The organism is Nocardia altamirensis NBRC 108246 (assembly GCF_001612685.1).
Taxonomy (GTDB): domain Bacteria; phylum Actinomycetota; class Actinomycetes; order Mycobacteriales; family Mycobacteriaceae; genus Nocardia; species Nocardia altamirensis.
In genome coordinates this window covers 151,313-166,150 of sequence record NZ_BDAY01000019.1, presented here as the reverse complement: position 1 = coordinate 166,150, position 14,838 = coordinate 151,313, and the positions used below count along the sequence as shown (strand labels likewise).

The following is a 14,838-nucleotide window of genomic DNA, read 5'->3' as shown; positions in this document are numbered from 1 at the left end:
CAGCAAGTCCACACACGGCGGACCCCGCGCCGAAGGAACGGGCGCGAGGTCGCCGAATAGGTTGTGCCGGAAGAGTGTTCGTGACTACCGGCGCATTCGGTTACGGACTGGGTTGCGGCACATTGCAATCCGCGACCTTGGGGTTCACGCCCATGTAGTTGAGCGGACCCGCGATCACGGTGACCGCGATGGTGCCGAAGCCGGCGCAGTTCACCGGGCCGCTGTCGAAGTAGTCCCGCTGGGCTGCGGCGACCACACCGACCAGCAACCAGATCAAGACGATTATGCTTCCGATTCTCATGTTTCTCTCGCTCATCGGTCTCGAGCGGACAGTTCGACGCATTGGGCTCACGTCCTTCCCGCACTTGGCTATCGGGTCGTATACCCCCGATCCTCCGAAATATCCGATCCGGACCGAACTAGTGCTCGCCGGCTCGTGCCCCCAAGCGTGTCGCGTATTTCATCCCCTGTTCAGCCGGGCCGGGTAGGTCACAGGTGTGCGCAGACAACACAGCTGGACCGTCGACCTGCTCCGGGTCTTCGCCATCAGCATTGTCGTTGTCATCCACTGGATTTCGGTGCGCGTGACGGTCACCGACGGCGTCGTCCGCGCCGAGCCCGCGCTGCACGGCAAGCCGATCTGGGCACTGTCCTGGCTCATCCAGGTGATGCCACTGTTCTTTCTGGCGGGCGGGTTCGCGAACACGCTGATCGTCGACCGGTGGCGGGCCGCAGGGGCGACCTACGGCGAATACCTCGGTCCGCGGATACGGCGGCTCACCGCACCGGTGCTCGCGCTGGTCGCGGTGCTCACGCCGCTGATCGCGCTCATCGGCGGGTTGTCCGAGCGAACGGCGACGGCCGCCGCCCATGTCGTGGCCAGTCCGCTGTGGTTCCTCGCGGTGTATCTGGTCGCGGTGGCGATCGCGCCGGGTGCGGTCGCGGTGCATGATCGGCTGCCGTTGCTGCTGCCGCTGGCATTGCTCGGCTGCTCGATTGCCGTCGACGCCTTGCGATTCGGCGGTGCCGGGCAGGTAGCGGAGTCGAATCTGCTGTTCGTGTGGTTGTTCTGCCACCAGCTCGGCGTGCTGCACGCGCGCAGTGCGCTCGGCCGGATCTCCGACCTCGGCGTGCTGCTGCTGGCCGGGCTCTGCGTCGCGCTGCTGGTGCTCATGGTCGGGCCCGGGCCGTACTTTCCCACCACCCTCGGCGTCGGCGACGCGCAGGTGTCCAACCTCGCGCCGCCCACCTCGGCCATCTCGATCCTCGCCGTGCTGCAGCTCGCGCTGGTAACCCTGGTCGATCGGCGGGTGATCGGCTGGGAACCGGGCAGCGCCGTGCGCGGCGTCGTCGGCGCGATCGTGCCGCTGTTGATGACCATCTACCTCTGGCATGTTCCGGTGATCGCGGTGTTGACCGGGATCGCGACGCTCGCGCCCACGACGCTGCTGCCGAGCGATCCGCAAACATGGTGGGAGACAAGGCCGTTGTGGATTCTGCTCGGTGCGGTCGTGCTGGCCGGTGTGGTGCAGCTCAGCGCGCGCTGGGACATGTTCTGCGCCCGTTACGCTGCGCGCGACGCGACCATGCCCGCCGTTGCCGGTACCGCGCTTGCTGCGGGAGGCGTGTATTCGATCTGGCAGTTCGGGCTGTTCCCGGCGGGTCCCGCACTGGCGGTGCTCAGCCTGGTCTTCGGGGCGGCGCTGCTCAGCACCAGCCGGCGCACCGCGGACAAGAGTTCGGCGCCCGCCTGACCGCGTGCTGCCGCCAATGATCTTTGCCGACTTTCTCTTCCGGTGACAGGGGCCGATCGGCGAGAATGGGGCGATGGCACGGCAGTCGATAGACGAACAGTGGCAGCAGTTCGGCGAGCACCTCGCGTCCGCGCCCGGTCGATTGCCGGTCGAGGTGCGCAGGCAGATCCGCACACGCGCGACCGAAGGGGACGGCGGTGACGGAATCCCGGCGGCGCTGGTGCCGTTCGTCGACCTGGTCGCGGACCGTTCGTACCGGATCACCCAGGAATCCGTCACCGCGGTGACGGACGCGGGCCACAGCGACGACGAGATCTTCGAGGCGGCCGTCGTCGCCGCCTACGGGGCCGCCGACCGGCGCCTGCGAGCCGCTCGCCGGGCCTGGGAAGGACGTTGACATGTACATCGGCGCAATCGAATCCGGACATGATCGACCAACCAAGGTCGTGCTCGGCACGATGGAGCTGTTCAGCAGGATTCCGGTGCCCGCGGTGCTCAAGGTGCTGTTCTATCGGCACCGCTTCTTCGGCACCCCGCTGTCCGATCTCTTCCAGCAGGTGATGCGCGGGCCCTCGTTCTGGACGGTGGCTGAGCGCGAAATCTTTGCGACACAAGCCTCCAAGGCGAACGAGTGCCCGTTCTGCGCGTCCGCCCATCACGCGATCGCAGGCGCCTACACCGACATCAACGTGGTGAAGCTGTCGCTGGCCCAAGGCGCCGATTCACCGGCAAGGCCCGAGGCGCAGGCGATGCTGGAATTCCTCGCCAAGATGGTCCGCGACCCCGACGGGCTCACGCCCGGCGACGCCGACAAGGTAAGGCACGCAGGGGTTTCCGCGGAAGCGTTCGAAGAAGCGGTGTGGGTGGGCACCACGTTCAACGTCATCAATCGGATGCTGAACACGGTCGGCGCGGCAGCGTTGGAGCCCAAGGAGGCGCGGATCGGTGCGCGGTTCATCAAGACCTTCGGGTACAAGGTGCCGCCCCCGGTCCGGTTCTTCTCGCGCGGCGAATAGGGATTCGCCTACGACCGGTCAGGCGAAGTCCGCGACATGGTCGGCCACCCATTGCGCGTAGGTGCGGGCGGGCGATCCGGTGACGTCCTGGATCGTCGAGGTCGGCTGCCCGGGGGTATCGACCAGCGCGGCAAAGGCTTCAAGCACGGCGTCGACGGCATCCCGCGGCACCCAATCCATGTACTGCTTCGCCTGTTCCGGTGGGAGCTCCGCCCATTCCAGTGGGCGGCCCAATGCTGCGCCGATGGTTGCCACCTGGTCGATCCGGCTGAGTGCAGGCGAACCGGTCAGCTCATAACTCACGCCGACGTGCCCGTCGGTGGTCAGCGCGCGCACCGCGACCGCCGCGATGTCCGCCTCGTGCACCAGGGTCATCATCGCTGCACCGTATCCGCCGCGCACGATGTTGCCGGTGCGGATCTGCGACGCCCATTCCAAGGTGTTGGTGGCAAAAGCGTGCGGGCGCAAGAAGGTCCAGCCAAGGCCGGATGCCTTGATCGGTGCTTCGATGGCGGCATGAGCGGCGCCGATCGCGTTGTCTTGGTCGTCGCGGTCGTCACGGACCGCGCCGGAAGACAGCAGGACGAGGCGACCGGTGCGCTCGGCGATCACGTCGACCACTGCCTTCGCCACGTCGCCGGACAGCATCGGCCAGGTCAGATAGACGGCGTCGACACCGTCGAGCGCCGGGATCAGCGTGGCCGGTGCGGTCAGGTCGCCTGGCACCACCTCGACGCCGGTGGGCAACGCGGCCGCCGCGGGGTTACGCGCGAGTGCGCGTACCGTGATCCCGGTCGCCGAGAGTTGCGAAACAACCTGTCCGCCAACGTGACCGGTCGCACCGATCACCAAAACCGTGTTGATAGCCATGAACTCACCCTACGAATGCGACTAACCGTTGGTAAGGGCCTACTTTGAAGTAAGCTCATGGTATGGAAGTAGGTTCCCAGGCGAGCGATTCGAACGCGACTCAGCAACGTGACGTATTCGACAAGGACTGCCCGGCACGGACCGTCCTCGACAAGTTGACCAGCCGTTGGGGCGTGCTCATCCTGGCCGCCCTGCGCTGCGGCCCGATGCGCTTCCACGTGCTGCGCGACCGGATCGGCGGCATCAGCGAGAAAATGCTGTCGCAGAACCTGCGCACCTTCACCGAATACGGCCTCACCGAACGCACCGTCGAACCGACCATCCCACCGCAGGTCAGCTACGCCTTGACGCCGCTCGGCACCGAAGCGGCGGAACAGTTGCACGGCCTGCTCGCCTGGGTCGGCGCCAATGCCGAGACGATCGTGCGGTTCCATGCCCGCACCGAGTGAGGTCCAAGCTTCCGACGCGAGGCGATGGCCACCAGGGCTAGGCTTTCCCCGACGGCGGTTCGATCTGCCAGCTCCGCCGTCGTACCGGGTCGCCCGTATACCAGCCTTTCCGAGGAGGTAGCACGATGATCAGGTCTTTCGCTCGAACCGCTGTCGGCGCCACGGCCTTCGCCGCCATCGCCGTCATGACCGGCCCACCCGCCAACGCTCAAGTGCTCGCGGTCGAAGTGTTCGCCGGCCAAGAGGGCCTGGTGACCGGGTGCCCGGCCACCGTTCGCGCCGCCGTCAGCGACGACGACGTCGCGCCTGGCACGGTCTTCTTCGTGCTCTCCGGCGGCGTCATCCCCGGCAACGGTGAACGCATTCCCGGCGAAGCGGTCTTCCATCCGGCAGACAAGACCGTCACCGCAACCTGGACCCCCACCCGCATCGGATCGCAGAACCTCGTCGCCATCCAGAGCGTGCCAGGCCAATACACCTCGTCGATGTACATCACCGTCGACGTCACCGGCGCGGGTCTCGACACCGGAAGCTCCTGCCAACGCCTGCCCTAGCGCGCAGTTGCGTTCGGGCGCACGGTTTTACGACGTCGACTGCCACCGCCACGTGGAGGAGCCGGTCTGTCGGCAGATGACGGCACTTCCGTCGGCCGACTTGCCGTACTTCTCTCCGTCGCGGTCGCACACCTCCCCGTCCTCGTTCGTTCCGCTCGCCAAGGGGCCGGGGTCGGTCCACCGATAGCCACGACGGTCACTGCCCTCGCTGCACAGCAGTTCTTTGCCGTTCTTCGCAGTGCCGAAAGACCCGGCATCCGCACTGTCGCAGGAAGATCCGACAGCAGCATGATCCGCGGTGGACGTGCTGCTCGGGGTGCTGGTAGCCGTGGCGTCGAAGGTGTTGCAGGAGAATGCGAGTCCGTTGTCCTTCGGCTCGACCTTGCCGAGGCAACCGAACGGCACCGCCCCCGCCGAGCTGAGCTGAATCGCCGAACCCGCGGTGTTGTTGATGCAGAACAAGCCGGTTTCATCCATGCGGCAGTCATAGTCGTCGAAAGTGAGTCTGCTGCCGTAAGGCAGGGTCGCACCGTCACCGAGGGTGAATTGGCCGGGGTCGCCGCGCACGCTCCCGATACCCAGGGTGGGACCGGGGAATTCGATCCAGCCACCGGCCCAGTTGCCCTGTTTGGCCTTTGCCGGCCGCGGCGGGGGGCTGTCCAGCTCAGCCATGCAGGTAAGGCCCTGCCCGCCCTTGGCGCTTGCGGACGTCATGCATCGGATCTTTTCGGACGGGCTGACGAAGGCGACCGCCGAACCCAGGTCGCTGACCGTCCCGCTCTTCGCCGTCGCGGTGTGAAACTTCGCCATATCGGCCGGGGCGCCCGCGCGCACCCAAGCCATCACCGTCGACAACGGCGCGCCTGCCGCGGGCGGGCTCAGCGGTGCAGCCTTGGCCGATGTGGTCGTTGGCGGTTTCGCCGTCGTAGTCAACGCACTCTTGCCCTCGTCAGCGGACTTGGTGAAGTAGCCGCCTGCGGCCAGACCGCCGACAACGATCACCGACCCGACAACCAGCGCCGCCAGCCCGGTCAGCGCGTACCGGCCGACCCACTGACGCTTCCGAGCAGGCTGCTGCCGCGACCGAAACGGCTCATGGTCGTCCGAGTAGGCCGGGAACACATCGGTGTCCTGCGTAGATAGCTCGTCTTGCCGACGGTAGTCCGGTGACATCGATGCCCCTATGTCCCAAGCTTTGCGGGTACATCAGGTTTACCCGCGCCCTCGAGCAGCATACGACCAACCCAACTGAAATGAGCGCCATCCAAAGTACCCACCCGACCAACGGCGGAAACATGCACCGATCCTTGGCACGAGTGGCACATGGCTGCGGCAACGGCCGAGAGGGCCTCTCCATGGTGTGCCACTCGTCGAATGACCGGACGGAGGTTGCGCTGGCGGCGGCGGCGCAATGACTTTCAGCGCTGCGGGGACGGCTAATGCGGGAAATCACTAAACGATCATCGAACGATAAAGAGGTCTCCCACCTCGGCGAATAGTACACAACTGTTGTAACGGCCCCTGGGTGGCTCAGCGCCGAATATGGCGCTCGCCACATTCGATTCGTTTTCAGAGGATTGTCGGATATGAATGGGCTCGCTATCGATATCAATCCTTCGATTCGGCTGGGGCGCAAGGCGTTCCATCCGGGATCGGAGTTCAGGAGGAAACCGATATGTTTCGTACGGCTGCCCTGCGCGTAAGCCGCAATGTTCTCACCGCGGCGGTGCTGCCCTTCGCCGTAGTGGCCACTGTCGCCAGCGCGGGAACCGCGTCCGCGACCGATTACTCCGCGCAGCAGGCTCGGTTGGCCGAAAACCTGGTGGCGAAGTCCAGCGAGGGCGGCGTCGACTACAAGACCACGACGGCGCCGGATCTGAAGACCATCTCCACCACGCTGGACAACGGCAAGTTCACCCTGACCGCGGACGCCTCGGCGGTGAAGGTGGAATCGGCCACCGGCGCGAAGGTCAGCGAGTTCCCGCTGTCACTGAAGACGGTCGCGGGCAACACCATTGCGCTGACTCCGCAGATCTCCCAGGACAGCAAGACGCTCGTCCTCACCCCGCAGGTGACCCCCGAGGTCGCCGCCGAACTGAAGCCTGTCGCCGCCGGCTTGAAGCCCATCGCGACCAACCCGGACGCCCAGAACCACGACCCGCTCGCCAACGGCCTCGCCGGCGGCGCCCTTGTCGGTCTCGGCATCGCCGCCGTCCTGTGCATCCCCGGCCTGCTCGCCTTCATCGTCGGCTACTTCGCGTGCGTGGCGATCAGCTCGCTCACCTACGTGGTGCTCGCCGCCGTGATCGGCGCGATCGTCGGCGCCGTCGCCCCCGACATGATCCCGCAGGTCCTGCCCTGATGATCAGCTGACCGGTGCACGCACCGGCCTAAAGGCCCGCCCCCACCAGAACTGTTGGAGGCGGGCCTTTTTCGCTTCTTTCCATTGCCTTCCCGAATACCGTTCCGTCTAGTCCGTTTGTGCCCCTTGCGATTTAGGCATGGTGACGTGTTCTCCGTGGGACGCTTTACCAGGGCCGGTACCGCACCGGACCATAGGAGGCAACGCCATGTCTGATGTGCAAGCCACACCCCAAGCGAAAAATCTGGTTCCAGTATTCGAGGCTCGGCGCGAGGAATTGGGCACGCTGAGCGTGGAGTACCAGCAGGACATACATCCCGTCTTGACGGTCCGCAACGGCCATGTGATTCCAACGACGCTGCCGATAATCGACGACGCCGGAAATACTGTCGCCACATACTCGGTGGATCTCGAACCCCGAACAGAACGATCCGCGCCATGGTTGGCACTCCTGGTCTTCCAGGAAGGCGAACTGCCGGACGACCCGACCCCCGGCGAGCAGTAGCTGCCCGCCTAGCGCCATCCGAAGCACAGGCAGCCAACTAGAAGTATCGATCTCGTTCGCTCAGCTCCAGGCAGCGGCGATCATCTAGGGCGACACAGCGGAGTGCAGCAGCTGCCAGGGCAAAAAGCCCCTCACCTGAGTTAACAGGTGAGGGGCTCCTGGCGGTGGCGGAGGGATTTGAACCCTCGGAGGGGGGTTACCCCTCACACGCTTTCGAGGCGTGCTCCTTAGGCCGCTCGGACACGCCACCGCGGACAACCATACCGGAAGGGGGGCTGATCGCTAAATCGGCTGGAAGGTGGTGGCCCGGGTGTGATCTGGGGCACGGAAGGTGCGGTGACGGCGGCGGGCGGGTCAGCGCTGGGTGTGGAAGAAGGCGTTGAGGAGGGCGGCGCAGTCGGGTTCGAGGATGCCGCCGCGGACTTCGGGGCGGTGGTTGAGGCGACGGTCGCGGACCACGTCCCAGAGGGAACCGACAGCGCCGGTTTTGGGTTCCCATGCGCCGAAGACGAGACGGGAGACGCGGGACAGGACCAGGGCGCCCGCGCACATGGTGCACGGCTCGAGGGTGACGGCGAGGGTCGCGCCCTCCAGGCGCCAGCCATCACCGTTTACGGCGGCGGCCCGGCGCAGGGCGAGAACTTCGGCGTGTGCGGTGGGGTCACCGAGGGCCTCGCGGGCGTTCGCGGCGCGCGCGAGTTCCCTTCCGGTGGAATCGAATACGACGGCCCCGACGGGGACGTCGCGCGGATCGGCGGCGGCCGCCGCGGCGATCGCGGCACGCACCATGTCAGTGTCCGAAAGACCCACGTCAGCGCGGGAGCTTGTCCAGCACCGCCGCGAGTTCGTCGGCGAAGCCGAGGCGCTGGGCGATCATGCCGAGCTGCTCATCCGGGTAGAGATCGGTCTCGGCGAGGATGACGCTGAGCACCGGCTCGGGCAGACCCAGATCGGCGAGCACGCCGAGGTCGCCTTCTTCCCACGGCTCGATGTCGTCGAGCTCGTCGGGGTCGATGTCCGGGATCTCCACGTTCAGGGCGTCGAGCACGTCGGCGGCGATGTCGTAGTCGATGGCTGCGGTCGCGTCCGAAACCAGCATCCGGGTGCCGCTCGGCGCGGGCCGCAACACGATGAAGAACTCGTCGTCGACGTCCAACAAGCCGAAAACAGCGCCCGAGCTGCGCAAAGCCTTCAGTTCGGTTTCCGCGGCCGACAAATCGGTGAGCGCAGCCTGTGTCAACGGGCTGCACCGCCATTTGCCCTCTTCGCGGACAACCGCCACTGCGAACCCTTCTACGTCGTCGTAATCATCCGACGTCGCCCTATTCGTGCCCGAGCGCTGTGCTGCCATGGCCGCAACGGTAGTCTGTGCGAGCGGAAATGTTGAAGTCGTATGCGAATCTGTTCGGGTGACTCCTGCCGCGAAAGCCCCCGTTTGCGTCCTCGGAACCGGTTTGATCGGCGGTTCTCTGCTACGCGCCGCCGTCGCGGCCGGTTACGACGCCTGGGGTTACAACCGTTCGGCAGCTGGCGCACACGCCGCGCGGGCGGACGGCTTCGATGTCACCGAAGACCTGCCTGCCACGCTGACGCGGGCCGCCGCGGCGGACGCGCTGATCGTCATCGCGGTGCCGATGCCCGCGGTCGAGCACATGGTCTCGTCCATCGCCGCCTTCGCGTCGCACTGCGCGCTGACCGACGTGGTCAGCGTGAAGGCGCCGGTCGCTGCCGCAGTGCGCGCCCAAGGCCTCTCGGCACGCTATGTCGGCGGCCATCCGATGGCAGGCACCTCCGAATCCGGCTGGGCCGCCACCGATTCCGACCTCTTCCGGGGCGCGGTGTGGGCGGTGGGGGTGGACGAGGGCACCCATGTCGACCCGTGGACCAGGGTGGTGCGGCTGGCCATCGACTGTGGCTCGGTGGTCGTTCCGGTGCTGGCCGACGAGCACGACCGTGCGGTGGCCAGGATCTCGCATCTGCCGCATGTGCTCGCCGAGGCGCTGGCGGCGGCGGGCGCGGCGGGCGGCGACTTGGCGCTCGGGCTTGCGGCGGGTTCATTCCGCGACGGCACCCGCGTCGCCGCGACCGCACCGGCACTCGTTCGTGCCATTTGCGAACCGAATTCCGCGGCAATTCTGGAAGTGCTGGAAGAAACGTTGACGGTGCTCGGCGCCGCACGCGATAGCTTGCGCGCGCAGAATTCCCTCGCCGATCTTGTCGAAGCGGGCCACGACGCCAGGGCGCGCTACGAAACGACTCAACGCTGGGAAGTCACCGATGTCCGCCCCGGTGACCACAATTGGTTGCGAAACTTGCGCGACGCAGGACTGCGTGGCGGGGTTATCACCCGATTGGACTAACCAGGAAAGCGGGCACATGGCATCCACAGTGCACGAACAAATTGTTCTTCCTGCCCGGCCGGAAACGATCTGGCCGTTGTTGACCGAGGCCGAGCACATCGCCGCGTGGTACGCGTTCGGCGGCGCCGAGGTGGATCCGCGACCGGGCGGCGCGATGGTGTTGCGTTGGGACGAGCACGGCAGCTTCCCTGCCACGGTGCGCACGGTCGAGCCGCAGCACCGCTTCACCTTCGAATGGCATCCGCTGCCTGGCCCGGTGGTGGAATTCGCCCTCACTCCGCAGGACGGCGGCACCAGGGTGGACATCACCGAGACCGGCGAGCTGGACGATCCGGACACCAGCGCGATGGCCTGGCGCAACAGCCTCGACCTCTTGCGGCAGTTGGCCGCCGAGATCTAAATGCGCTCGGCCAGACCCGGATAGTCGAGGAGGAAACCGTCGGCGTCGACGGTGACGGTCGCGCTGGAGACGGGTGACAGCACGCTGATTCCGTCGGCGGCACTGCTGTAGGTGAGGCTCGCTTCCTGGACAAGCAGGTCGGGCAGCCGGACGTAGACGACGGGAACCTGCACGTCGTGCACCGCGTGCTGCAGGTCGAAGCGCCGGATCGGCAGGGTGTTGAAGAACGGGCTGAGCACCACGTCGACATCGAGCGCGCCTGCGAAGGTGGAGCGGACGTGGCTGCCGCCCGCGTCGACCAGCCAGTAGTTCTCTTCGTCCCTGGCGATGGAAGCGTGCCGCTCCCCTGCCGCCGTCGTGGTGCGCAGCGATAGGCGCTTGGTGGCGCCCGCCTCGTCGGTGACCAGGTCGTAGGACGCGCTGAACGCGGGGTGGTCATCGCACGCGCCGCCGATCATGCGACCGGCGGCGCGGACGCGATTGCCGTTGAGCGTGACGCGGACCGACTCCATCCGTGACGCGTTGTGCGCGCGCCAGGTGAGAATCGCCGGCCAACGGGAGGCCGGAGCAGTCTCATGGCCAGCGGCCTGGCTGTCGGGGGCTGGAGTCGTCACGTATCTACCGTAAGCGACGCCACGGGGTTGGCCGCACCACACCAGCTCGCATCACACGAGCGAATCCCGCCATGCCGCGTGCAGGCTGGCGAACCGGCCGGTGCCCGCGATCAGGTCGGCCGGTGCGCCGTCCTCCACGATCCGACCGGATTCCAGCACCAGCACCCGGTCCGCGATCGCCACCGTGGACAGCCGGTGCGCGATGATGACCGCGGTGCGGTCGCGCAGCACGGTTTCCAGCGCCCGCTGCACCAGCCGCTCACCGGGGATGTCCAGGCTGGACGTGGCCTCGTCCAGCACGATCACCGCCGGATCCGCCAGGAAGACCCTGGCGAACGCGACCAGCTGACGCTGACCGGCGGACAGCCTGCCGCCGCGCTTGCGAACGTCGGTGTCGAAGCCCTCCGGTAGCGCCTGCACGAAGTCGTACAGGCCGACCGCGCGGGCCGCCGCGAACACCTCCTCGTCGGCCGCGTCCGGCCTGCCGAGCCGGATGTTGTCGGCCACCGACCCGGAGAACAGGTAGGACTCCTGCGTGACCATCACGACATTGCGCCGCAGATCGGTATCGGACACCCGGCGCAGGTCGGTCCCGTCGAGGCTGACCGCGCCGTCGGACGGGTCGTAGAACCGCGTCAACAGCTTGGCCAGTGTCGACTTGCCCGCACCGGTGGCGCCGACCAGCGCGACCACCTGCCCGGCCGGAATGTCGAGGGTGAACTCCGGCAGCACCTGGCGGTCCGGACCGTAACCGAACGACACCTTGTCCAGCAGGATCGCGCCGGACGCCTTCGTCAGCGGGATCGGATCGACGGGTTCGACGACCGAGGGCTCCTCCTCGAGCACGCCGGAGATCTTCTCCAACGCCGCCGCGGCGGACTGATAGGAGTTGAACACCTGGGCGAGCTCATCGAGCGGACCGTAGAACTCGTTGAGGTACAACAGGTATGCCGCGAGCACACCCACCGCGAGGTTGCCCTCGATCACCTGCCAAGCGCCGACGACGATGATGATCACCGTGGTCAGGTTGCCGAGCAGCCTGGTCAGTCCGGCGTAGTCGCCCATGCCGCGCATGGCCGTGGTGGTGGCCTCTTGGAACTCGCTGTCCTCGTACGCGAGCACCGACTCGTTGCGCTGCTCACGCCGGAAGGTCTGCACCGCGCGCATGCCGCCCATCGACTCGACGAACTGCACGACCACCTTCGCGATGGCGCCACGGGTGCGCCGGTAGCCCGCCCGCTGCCTGCGCTGCGCCCAGCGGGTCACCAAAACCAGCGGCACGAAACCGATCAGCACGATCGCGGCAAGCGTCAGGTCGAGATAGATCAGCAGCACCGCGATGGTGAGCACCGAAAGGATCGCGCTCAGTGCCTGATTCAGCGCGCTCTCCAGCAGTTCCTGCAGCGTCTCGATGTCGCCGGTGAGCCGCGCGACCACCTTGCCCGAGGTGTATTTCTCGTGGAAGGCCACGCTGAGCCGCTGCACGTGCGTGAACGAGCGCACCCGCAGGTCGAACAGCACGCTCTGGCTGAGCCTGCCGGAGACGCGCAGGAACAGGAACGTGGTGAGGATGCCGAGCAGCACCGCACCGAGGTAGCCGCCCACCGTCCAGGTGAGCGGGGACCAATTGCCTTTGCGCCCTTCGCTGATACCCGCGTCGAGCCCGTGCGCGACGAACAGCGGCGCCGAGACCATCGCGGCGTTGTCGACCACGATGAGCACCAGCGCGAGCGCGGCCAGCTTGCGGTACGGCCGGACCAGGTCGAGCAGCAGTCGCCGGGATCGGCCGGCCAGCACCAGGTTTCCGGCCTCGGTGATCTCCTTGTCCTCGCTGGCGATGCCGCGCCAGTCGGCGGCCTCGTCGCGCGGTTCGGACGAACCCTCGACTGTCACCGTGTCTTTCGTGGTGGCAATGTCGGTACTCACTGCTGCTCACCTCCCATCAGTTCTCGATATCGGCTGCTGGTACGCAGCAATTGGTCATGGGTGCCCTCCGCGACGATCTGGCCGTCGGCAAGCACCGCGACCCGGTCGGCCAGTGCCGCCGTCGAAGGACGGTGTGCGACAAGCAGCGTCGTCGCGCCTGCCAGCACCGTGCGCAGCCGGTCCTGCACTCGCTCCTCGGTCTCCACGTCGAGCGCGGACAGCGGATCGTCGAGCACCATGATCCGGCTGCGCCCGCCTGCCCCCGCCCCGCTCAAGACGGCACGGGCCAGCGCGAGCCGCTGCCGCTGACCGCCGGACAGGCTCAGCCCCTGTTCGCCGATCCTGGTGTCGAGGCCCCACGGCAGGTTGTCCACGAACTCGGTCGCCTGGGCGACGTCGAGCGCGCGGCGGACCGCGTCGTCGTCGGCCTCCGGATCGCCGAGCGCGACGTTCTCCCGCACGCTCGCGGAGAACAGCACCGGCTCCTCGAACGCGACCGAGACCAGCGCACGCAGATCGGTCAGCCGCATCGACGCGATGTCGATGCCGTCGATGGTGATCGCACCGCCGGTCACGTCGTAGAGCCGCGGAATCAAGTTGAGCAGCGCGGTCTTTCCGCTACCGGTCGCACCGACAAGGGCCACCGTCTCGCCGGGCCGAATCTTGAGCGAGACATCCTTCAGCACCTCGTCTTTCGCGTCGGGGAAGGCGAACTTCACACCCTCCAAGCGCAATTCGCCGACGATCAGCTCGGGCAGTTCCGCCGGATCGGCCGGGTCGGTGATGTCGACCGGGGTGTCGATGATCTCCCAGTACCGATCGCCCGCCGTGCGGGCGTCGTTCAGCTCGGCGAGCAGGAAGCCGGTCCAAATGATCGGCCACTGCAGGAAGTTCGCCAACGTGATGGCGGCCACCAGCGAGCCGAGCGTCATCGAGCCGTTGACCACGGCGTAGGCGCCGTAGCCAAGCGCGAAGGCGATGGCGAGCTGCGGCAGGCCGGTCATCGCCGACCACAGCCGCGCGTCCAGCTTCACCTTGAGCAGTTCGGTCTGCTGCAGTTCCCGCGACTGCGCGGTGAACCGGCCGCCGAAGAACAGTCCGCGACCGAACGCCTTCAGCACCCGCACGCCCTGCGCCGACTCCTCCGCGGTGGTCGCGAGGTCGCCGGACTGGTCCTGCGAGCGCCGTGACGCCACCGCGTACTCCCGCTCGAAGCGGATGCAGATGTAGGTCAGCGGGATCGCCATGATCGCGAAGATCAGGCCGATCTGCCAGCTCAAGCCGACCAGCGTGAGCAGGCCGACCGGGATCAGGATGAGGTGGATGATCAGGAACGGGCCTGCGAACGCGACGAAGCGGCGCATGGTGGCCATGTCGTCGACCGCACGCGAGAGCAGCTGCCCGGATTCCCAGGCATCGTGGCGCCCGATCGCCAGCGCCTGCAACTTGCGGAAGATCTTGGCGCGCATGGTGATCTCGAACATCGTGGCCGGCTTCGAGACCAGCCAGCGACGTCCCCACACGCCGAAGGCCTCGAGCAGGCCGAGCACGAGCACAAGCAGCACCGGCGCGAACACCGCGCCGAAGTCGCGCCTGGCGATCGGTCCGTCGATGATCCTCGCGATGATCAGCGGGATGACGACCGCGGTCAGCGACGAAAGGACCGCGAGCGCGGTCGCGGCGAGCAGCGCGCGCCGATGCGGTCGGATGTACGGCCAGAAGCGCCGTAACGATGCCATGCGGCCCGGCGCAGGCGCCGTCGGCCGCTCGGCTCTATCGGCCTCCTGATCGGTCGCGGCGAAGTCCACTGCGACTGACATAGGTCCCCCTCGAGGTGTGTGGATTGCGGTGTCGCGAGACGGGACACTCGGTGATGTTCGCATCGAGGTCCGACAGTTCAGGGTGGCAGCATCAGACTGTTGAGCCAACCGATTTTCTGTCCACTCTGATACCTCCACCGTGGTATCCGTGCTGGATATCACCGTCTTCTCACAGCGCGCGACCGGTGTCATGAGACCAGCCAACAAC

The 14,838-nt window shown here is 66.9% G+C and carries 17 protein-coding genes and 1 tRNA gene; 9 read left to right on the top strand and 9 right to left on the bottom strand.

Features of this window, described 5'->3' with window-relative positions; all coding sequences use genetic code 11:
* Positions 1–100: 100 nt before the first annotated feature.
* A complete protein-coding gene (locus tag NA11_RS13025; RefSeq protein WP_069162093.1) occupies positions 101–301 on the bottom strand; it encodes a hypothetical protein in 201 nt (66 codons plus the stop codon).
* 196 nt (positions 302–497) lie between these two features.
* On the opposite strand from NA11_RS13025, the gene NA11_RS13020 reads away from it, so the two are divergent.
* From NA11_RS13020 to NA11_RS13010, 3 genes are all read left to right on the top strand, one after another.
* A complete protein-coding gene (locus NA11_RS13020; RefSeq protein WP_069162092.1) occupies positions 498–1,754 on the top strand; it encodes an acyltransferase family protein in 1,257 nt (418 codons plus the stop codon).
* 73 nt (positions 1,755–1,827) lie between these two features.
* Entirely contained in the window at positions 1,828–2,151 is a 324-nt protein-coding gene (locus tag NA11_RS13015) for a hypothetical protein (RefSeq protein ID WP_069162091.1), read from the top strand.
* Between the two features lies 1 nt (position 2,152).
* Positions 2,153–2,770, top strand: coding sequence for a carboxymuconolactone decarboxylase family protein (locus NA11_RS13010; RefSeq protein WP_069162090.1), 618 nt, complete (start codon positions 2,153–2,155; stop codon positions 2,768–2,770).
* 18 nt (positions 2,771–2,788) lie between these two features.
* Here the strand turns inward: NA11_RS13010 and NA11_RS13005 are convergent, their stop codons facing one another.
* Complete coding sequence (locus NA11_RS13005; RefSeq protein ID WP_069162089.1) at positions 2,789–3,640, bottom strand: SDR family oxidoreductase; 852 nt, start codon at positions 3,638–3,640, stop codon at positions 2,789–2,791.
* Positions 3,641–3,702: 62 nt separating this feature from the next.
* On the opposite strand from NA11_RS13005, the gene NA11_RS13000 reads away from it, so the two are divergent.
* Positions 3,703–4,089, top strand: a complete 387-nt coding sequence (locus NA11_RS13000; RefSeq protein ID WP_069162088.1) for a winged helix-turn-helix transcriptional regulator — start codon at positions 3,703–3,705, stop codon at positions 4,087–4,089.
* Positions 4,090–4,214: 125 nt separating this feature from the next.
* A complete protein-coding gene (locus tag NA11_RS12995) occupies positions 4,215–4,643 on the top strand; it encodes a hypothetical protein (RefSeq protein WP_069162087.1) in 429 nt (142 codons plus the stop codon).
* Between the two features lie 27 nt (positions 4,644–4,670).
* Here NA11_RS12995 and NA11_RS12990 read toward each other — a convergent pair whose 3' ends face one another.
* Positions 4,671–5,816: a hypothetical protein gene (locus tag NA11_RS12990; protein ID WP_141717562.1), complete on the bottom strand. Its 1,146-nt coding sequence runs from the start codon at positions 5,814–5,816 to the stop codon at positions 4,671–4,673.
* A gap of 502 nt (positions 5,817–6,318) precedes the next feature.
* Between NA11_RS12990 and NA11_RS12985 the strand changes: the two genes are divergently transcribed.
* On the top strand, positions 6,319–7,005 hold the full coding sequence (locus tag NA11_RS12985) for a DUF8020 domain-containing protein (protein WP_069162085.1): 687 nt from the start codon (positions 6,319–6,321) through the stop codon (positions 7,003–7,005).
* Between the two features lie 208 nt (positions 7,006–7,213).
* Complete coding sequence (locus NA11_RS44740) at positions 7,214–7,510, top strand: hypothetical protein (RefSeq protein WP_141717561.1); 297 nt, start codon at positions 7,214–7,216, stop codon at positions 7,508–7,510.
* Positions 7,511–7,669: 159 nt separating this feature from the next.
* On the opposite strand, the gene NA11_RS12975 is transcribed toward NA11_RS44740, so the two are convergent.
* From NA11_RS12975 to NA11_RS12965, 3 genes are all read right to left on the bottom strand, one after another.
* Positions 7,670–7,760 (bottom strand) — tRNA-Ser (locus tag NA11_RS12975).
* A 104-nt stretch (positions 7,761–7,864) separates the two neighbouring features.
* On the bottom strand, positions 7,865–8,299 hold the full coding sequence (locus NA11_RS12970; protein WP_069162083.1) for a nucleoside deaminase: 435 nt from the start codon (positions 8,297–8,299) through the stop codon (positions 7,865–7,867).
* Between the two features lie 22 nt (positions 8,300–8,321).
* A complete protein-coding gene (locus NA11_RS12965; RefSeq protein WP_069162082.1) occupies positions 8,322–8,861 on the bottom strand; it encodes a tRNA adenosine deaminase-associated protein in 540 nt (179 codons plus the stop codon).
* On the opposite strand from NA11_RS12965, the gene NA11_RS12960 reads away from it, so the two are divergent.
* On the top strand, positions 8,860–9,870 hold the full coding sequence (locus tag NA11_RS12960) for a prephenate dehydrogenase (RefSeq protein WP_084654566.1): 1,011 nt from the start codon (positions 8,860–8,862) through the stop codon (positions 9,868–9,870). The genes NA11_RS12965 and NA11_RS12960 overlap by 2 nt on opposite strands.
* 16 nt (positions 9,871–9,886) lie before the next feature.
* Positions 9,887–10,270, top strand: a complete 384-nt coding sequence (locus tag NA11_RS12955; protein WP_069162080.1) for an SRPBCC domain-containing protein — start codon at positions 9,887–9,889, stop codon at positions 10,268–10,270.
* On the opposite strand, the gene NA11_RS12950 is transcribed toward NA11_RS12955, so the two are convergent.
* The 3 genes from NA11_RS12950 to NA11_RS12940 are packed head-to-tail and all read right to left on the bottom strand — an operon-like array spanning position 10,267 to position 14,630.
* The gene (locus NA11_RS12950) at positions 10,267–10,884 is read right to left on the bottom strand and encodes a putative glycolipid-binding domain-containing protein (protein ID WP_084654564.1); all 618 of its coding nucleotides are present in this window, start codon (positions 10,882–10,884) and stop codon (positions 10,267–10,269) included. The genes NA11_RS12955 and NA11_RS12950 overlap by 4 nt on opposite strands.
* Before the next feature lie 51 nt (positions 10,885–10,935).
* Positions 10,936–12,810 (bottom strand): ABC transporter ATP-binding protein, encoded by a 1,875-nt coding sequence (locus NA11_RS12945; RefSeq protein ID WP_439957067.1) that lies wholly within the window; start codon positions 12,808–12,810, stop codon positions 10,936–10,938.
* Positions 12,807–14,630, bottom strand: a complete 1,824-nt coding sequence (locus NA11_RS12940; protein WP_069162078.1) for an ABC transporter ATP-binding protein — start codon at positions 14,628–14,630, stop codon at positions 12,807–12,809. Before NA11_RS12940 ends, NA11_RS12945 begins: the two co-directional genes overlap by 4 nt.
* Positions 14,631–14,838: the final 208 nt, after the last annotated feature.

Coding starts and splice junctions, on each gene's coding strand:
- NA11_RS12940 (WP_069162078.1), bottom strand. CDS start 14,630: ATGTCAGTCGCAGTGGACTTCGCCGCGACCGATCAGGAGGCCGATAGA.
- NA11_RS13025 (WP_069162093.1), bottom strand. CDS start 301: ATGAGAATCGGAAGCATAATCGTCTTGATCTGGTTGCTGGTCGGTGTG.
- NA11_RS12985 (WP_069162085.1), top strand. CDS start 6,319: ATGTTTCGTACGGCTGCCCTGCGCGTAAGCCGCAATGTTCTCACCGCG.
- NA11_RS13000 (WP_069162088.1), top strand. CDS start 3,703: ATGGAAGTAGGTTCCCAGGCGAGCGATTCGAACGCGACTCAGCAACGT.
- NA11_RS44740 (WP_141717561.1), top strand. CDS start 7,214: ATGTCTGATGTGCAAGCCACACCCCAAGCGAAAAATCTGGTTCCAGTA.
- NA11_RS13015 (WP_069162091.1), top strand. CDS start 1,828: ATGGCACGGCAGTCGATAGACGAACAGTGGCAGCAGTTCGGCGAGCAC.
- NA11_RS12955 (WP_069162080.1), top strand. CDS start 9,887: ATGGCATCCACAGTGCACGAACAAATTGTTCTTCCTGCCCGGCCGGAA.
- NA11_RS12990 (WP_141717562.1), bottom strand. CDS start 5,816: ATGTCACCGGACTACCGTCGGCAAGACGAGCTATCTACGCAGGACACC.
- NA11_RS12970 (WP_069162083.1), bottom strand. CDS start 8,299: ATGGTGCGTGCCGCGATCGCCGCGGCGGCCGCCGCCGATCCGCGCGAC.
- NA11_RS12995 (WP_069162087.1), top strand. CDS start 4,215: ATGATCAGGTCTTTCGCTCGAACCGCTGTCGGCGCCACGGCCTTCGCC.
- NA11_RS12960 (WP_084654566.1), top strand. CDS start 8,860: ATGGCCGCAACGGTAGTCTGTGCGAGCGGAAATGTTGAAGTCGTATGC.
- NA11_RS12965 (WP_069162082.1), bottom strand. CDS start 8,861: ATGGCAGCACAGCGCTCGGGCACGAATAGGGCGACGTCGGATGATTAC.
- NA11_RS13005 (WP_069162089.1), bottom strand. CDS start 3,640: ATGGCTATCAACACGGTTTTGGTGATCGGTGCGACCGGTCACGTTGGC.
- NA11_RS13010 (WP_069162090.1), top strand. CDS start 2,153: ATGTACATCGGCGCAATCGAATCCGGACATGATCGACCAACCAAGGTC.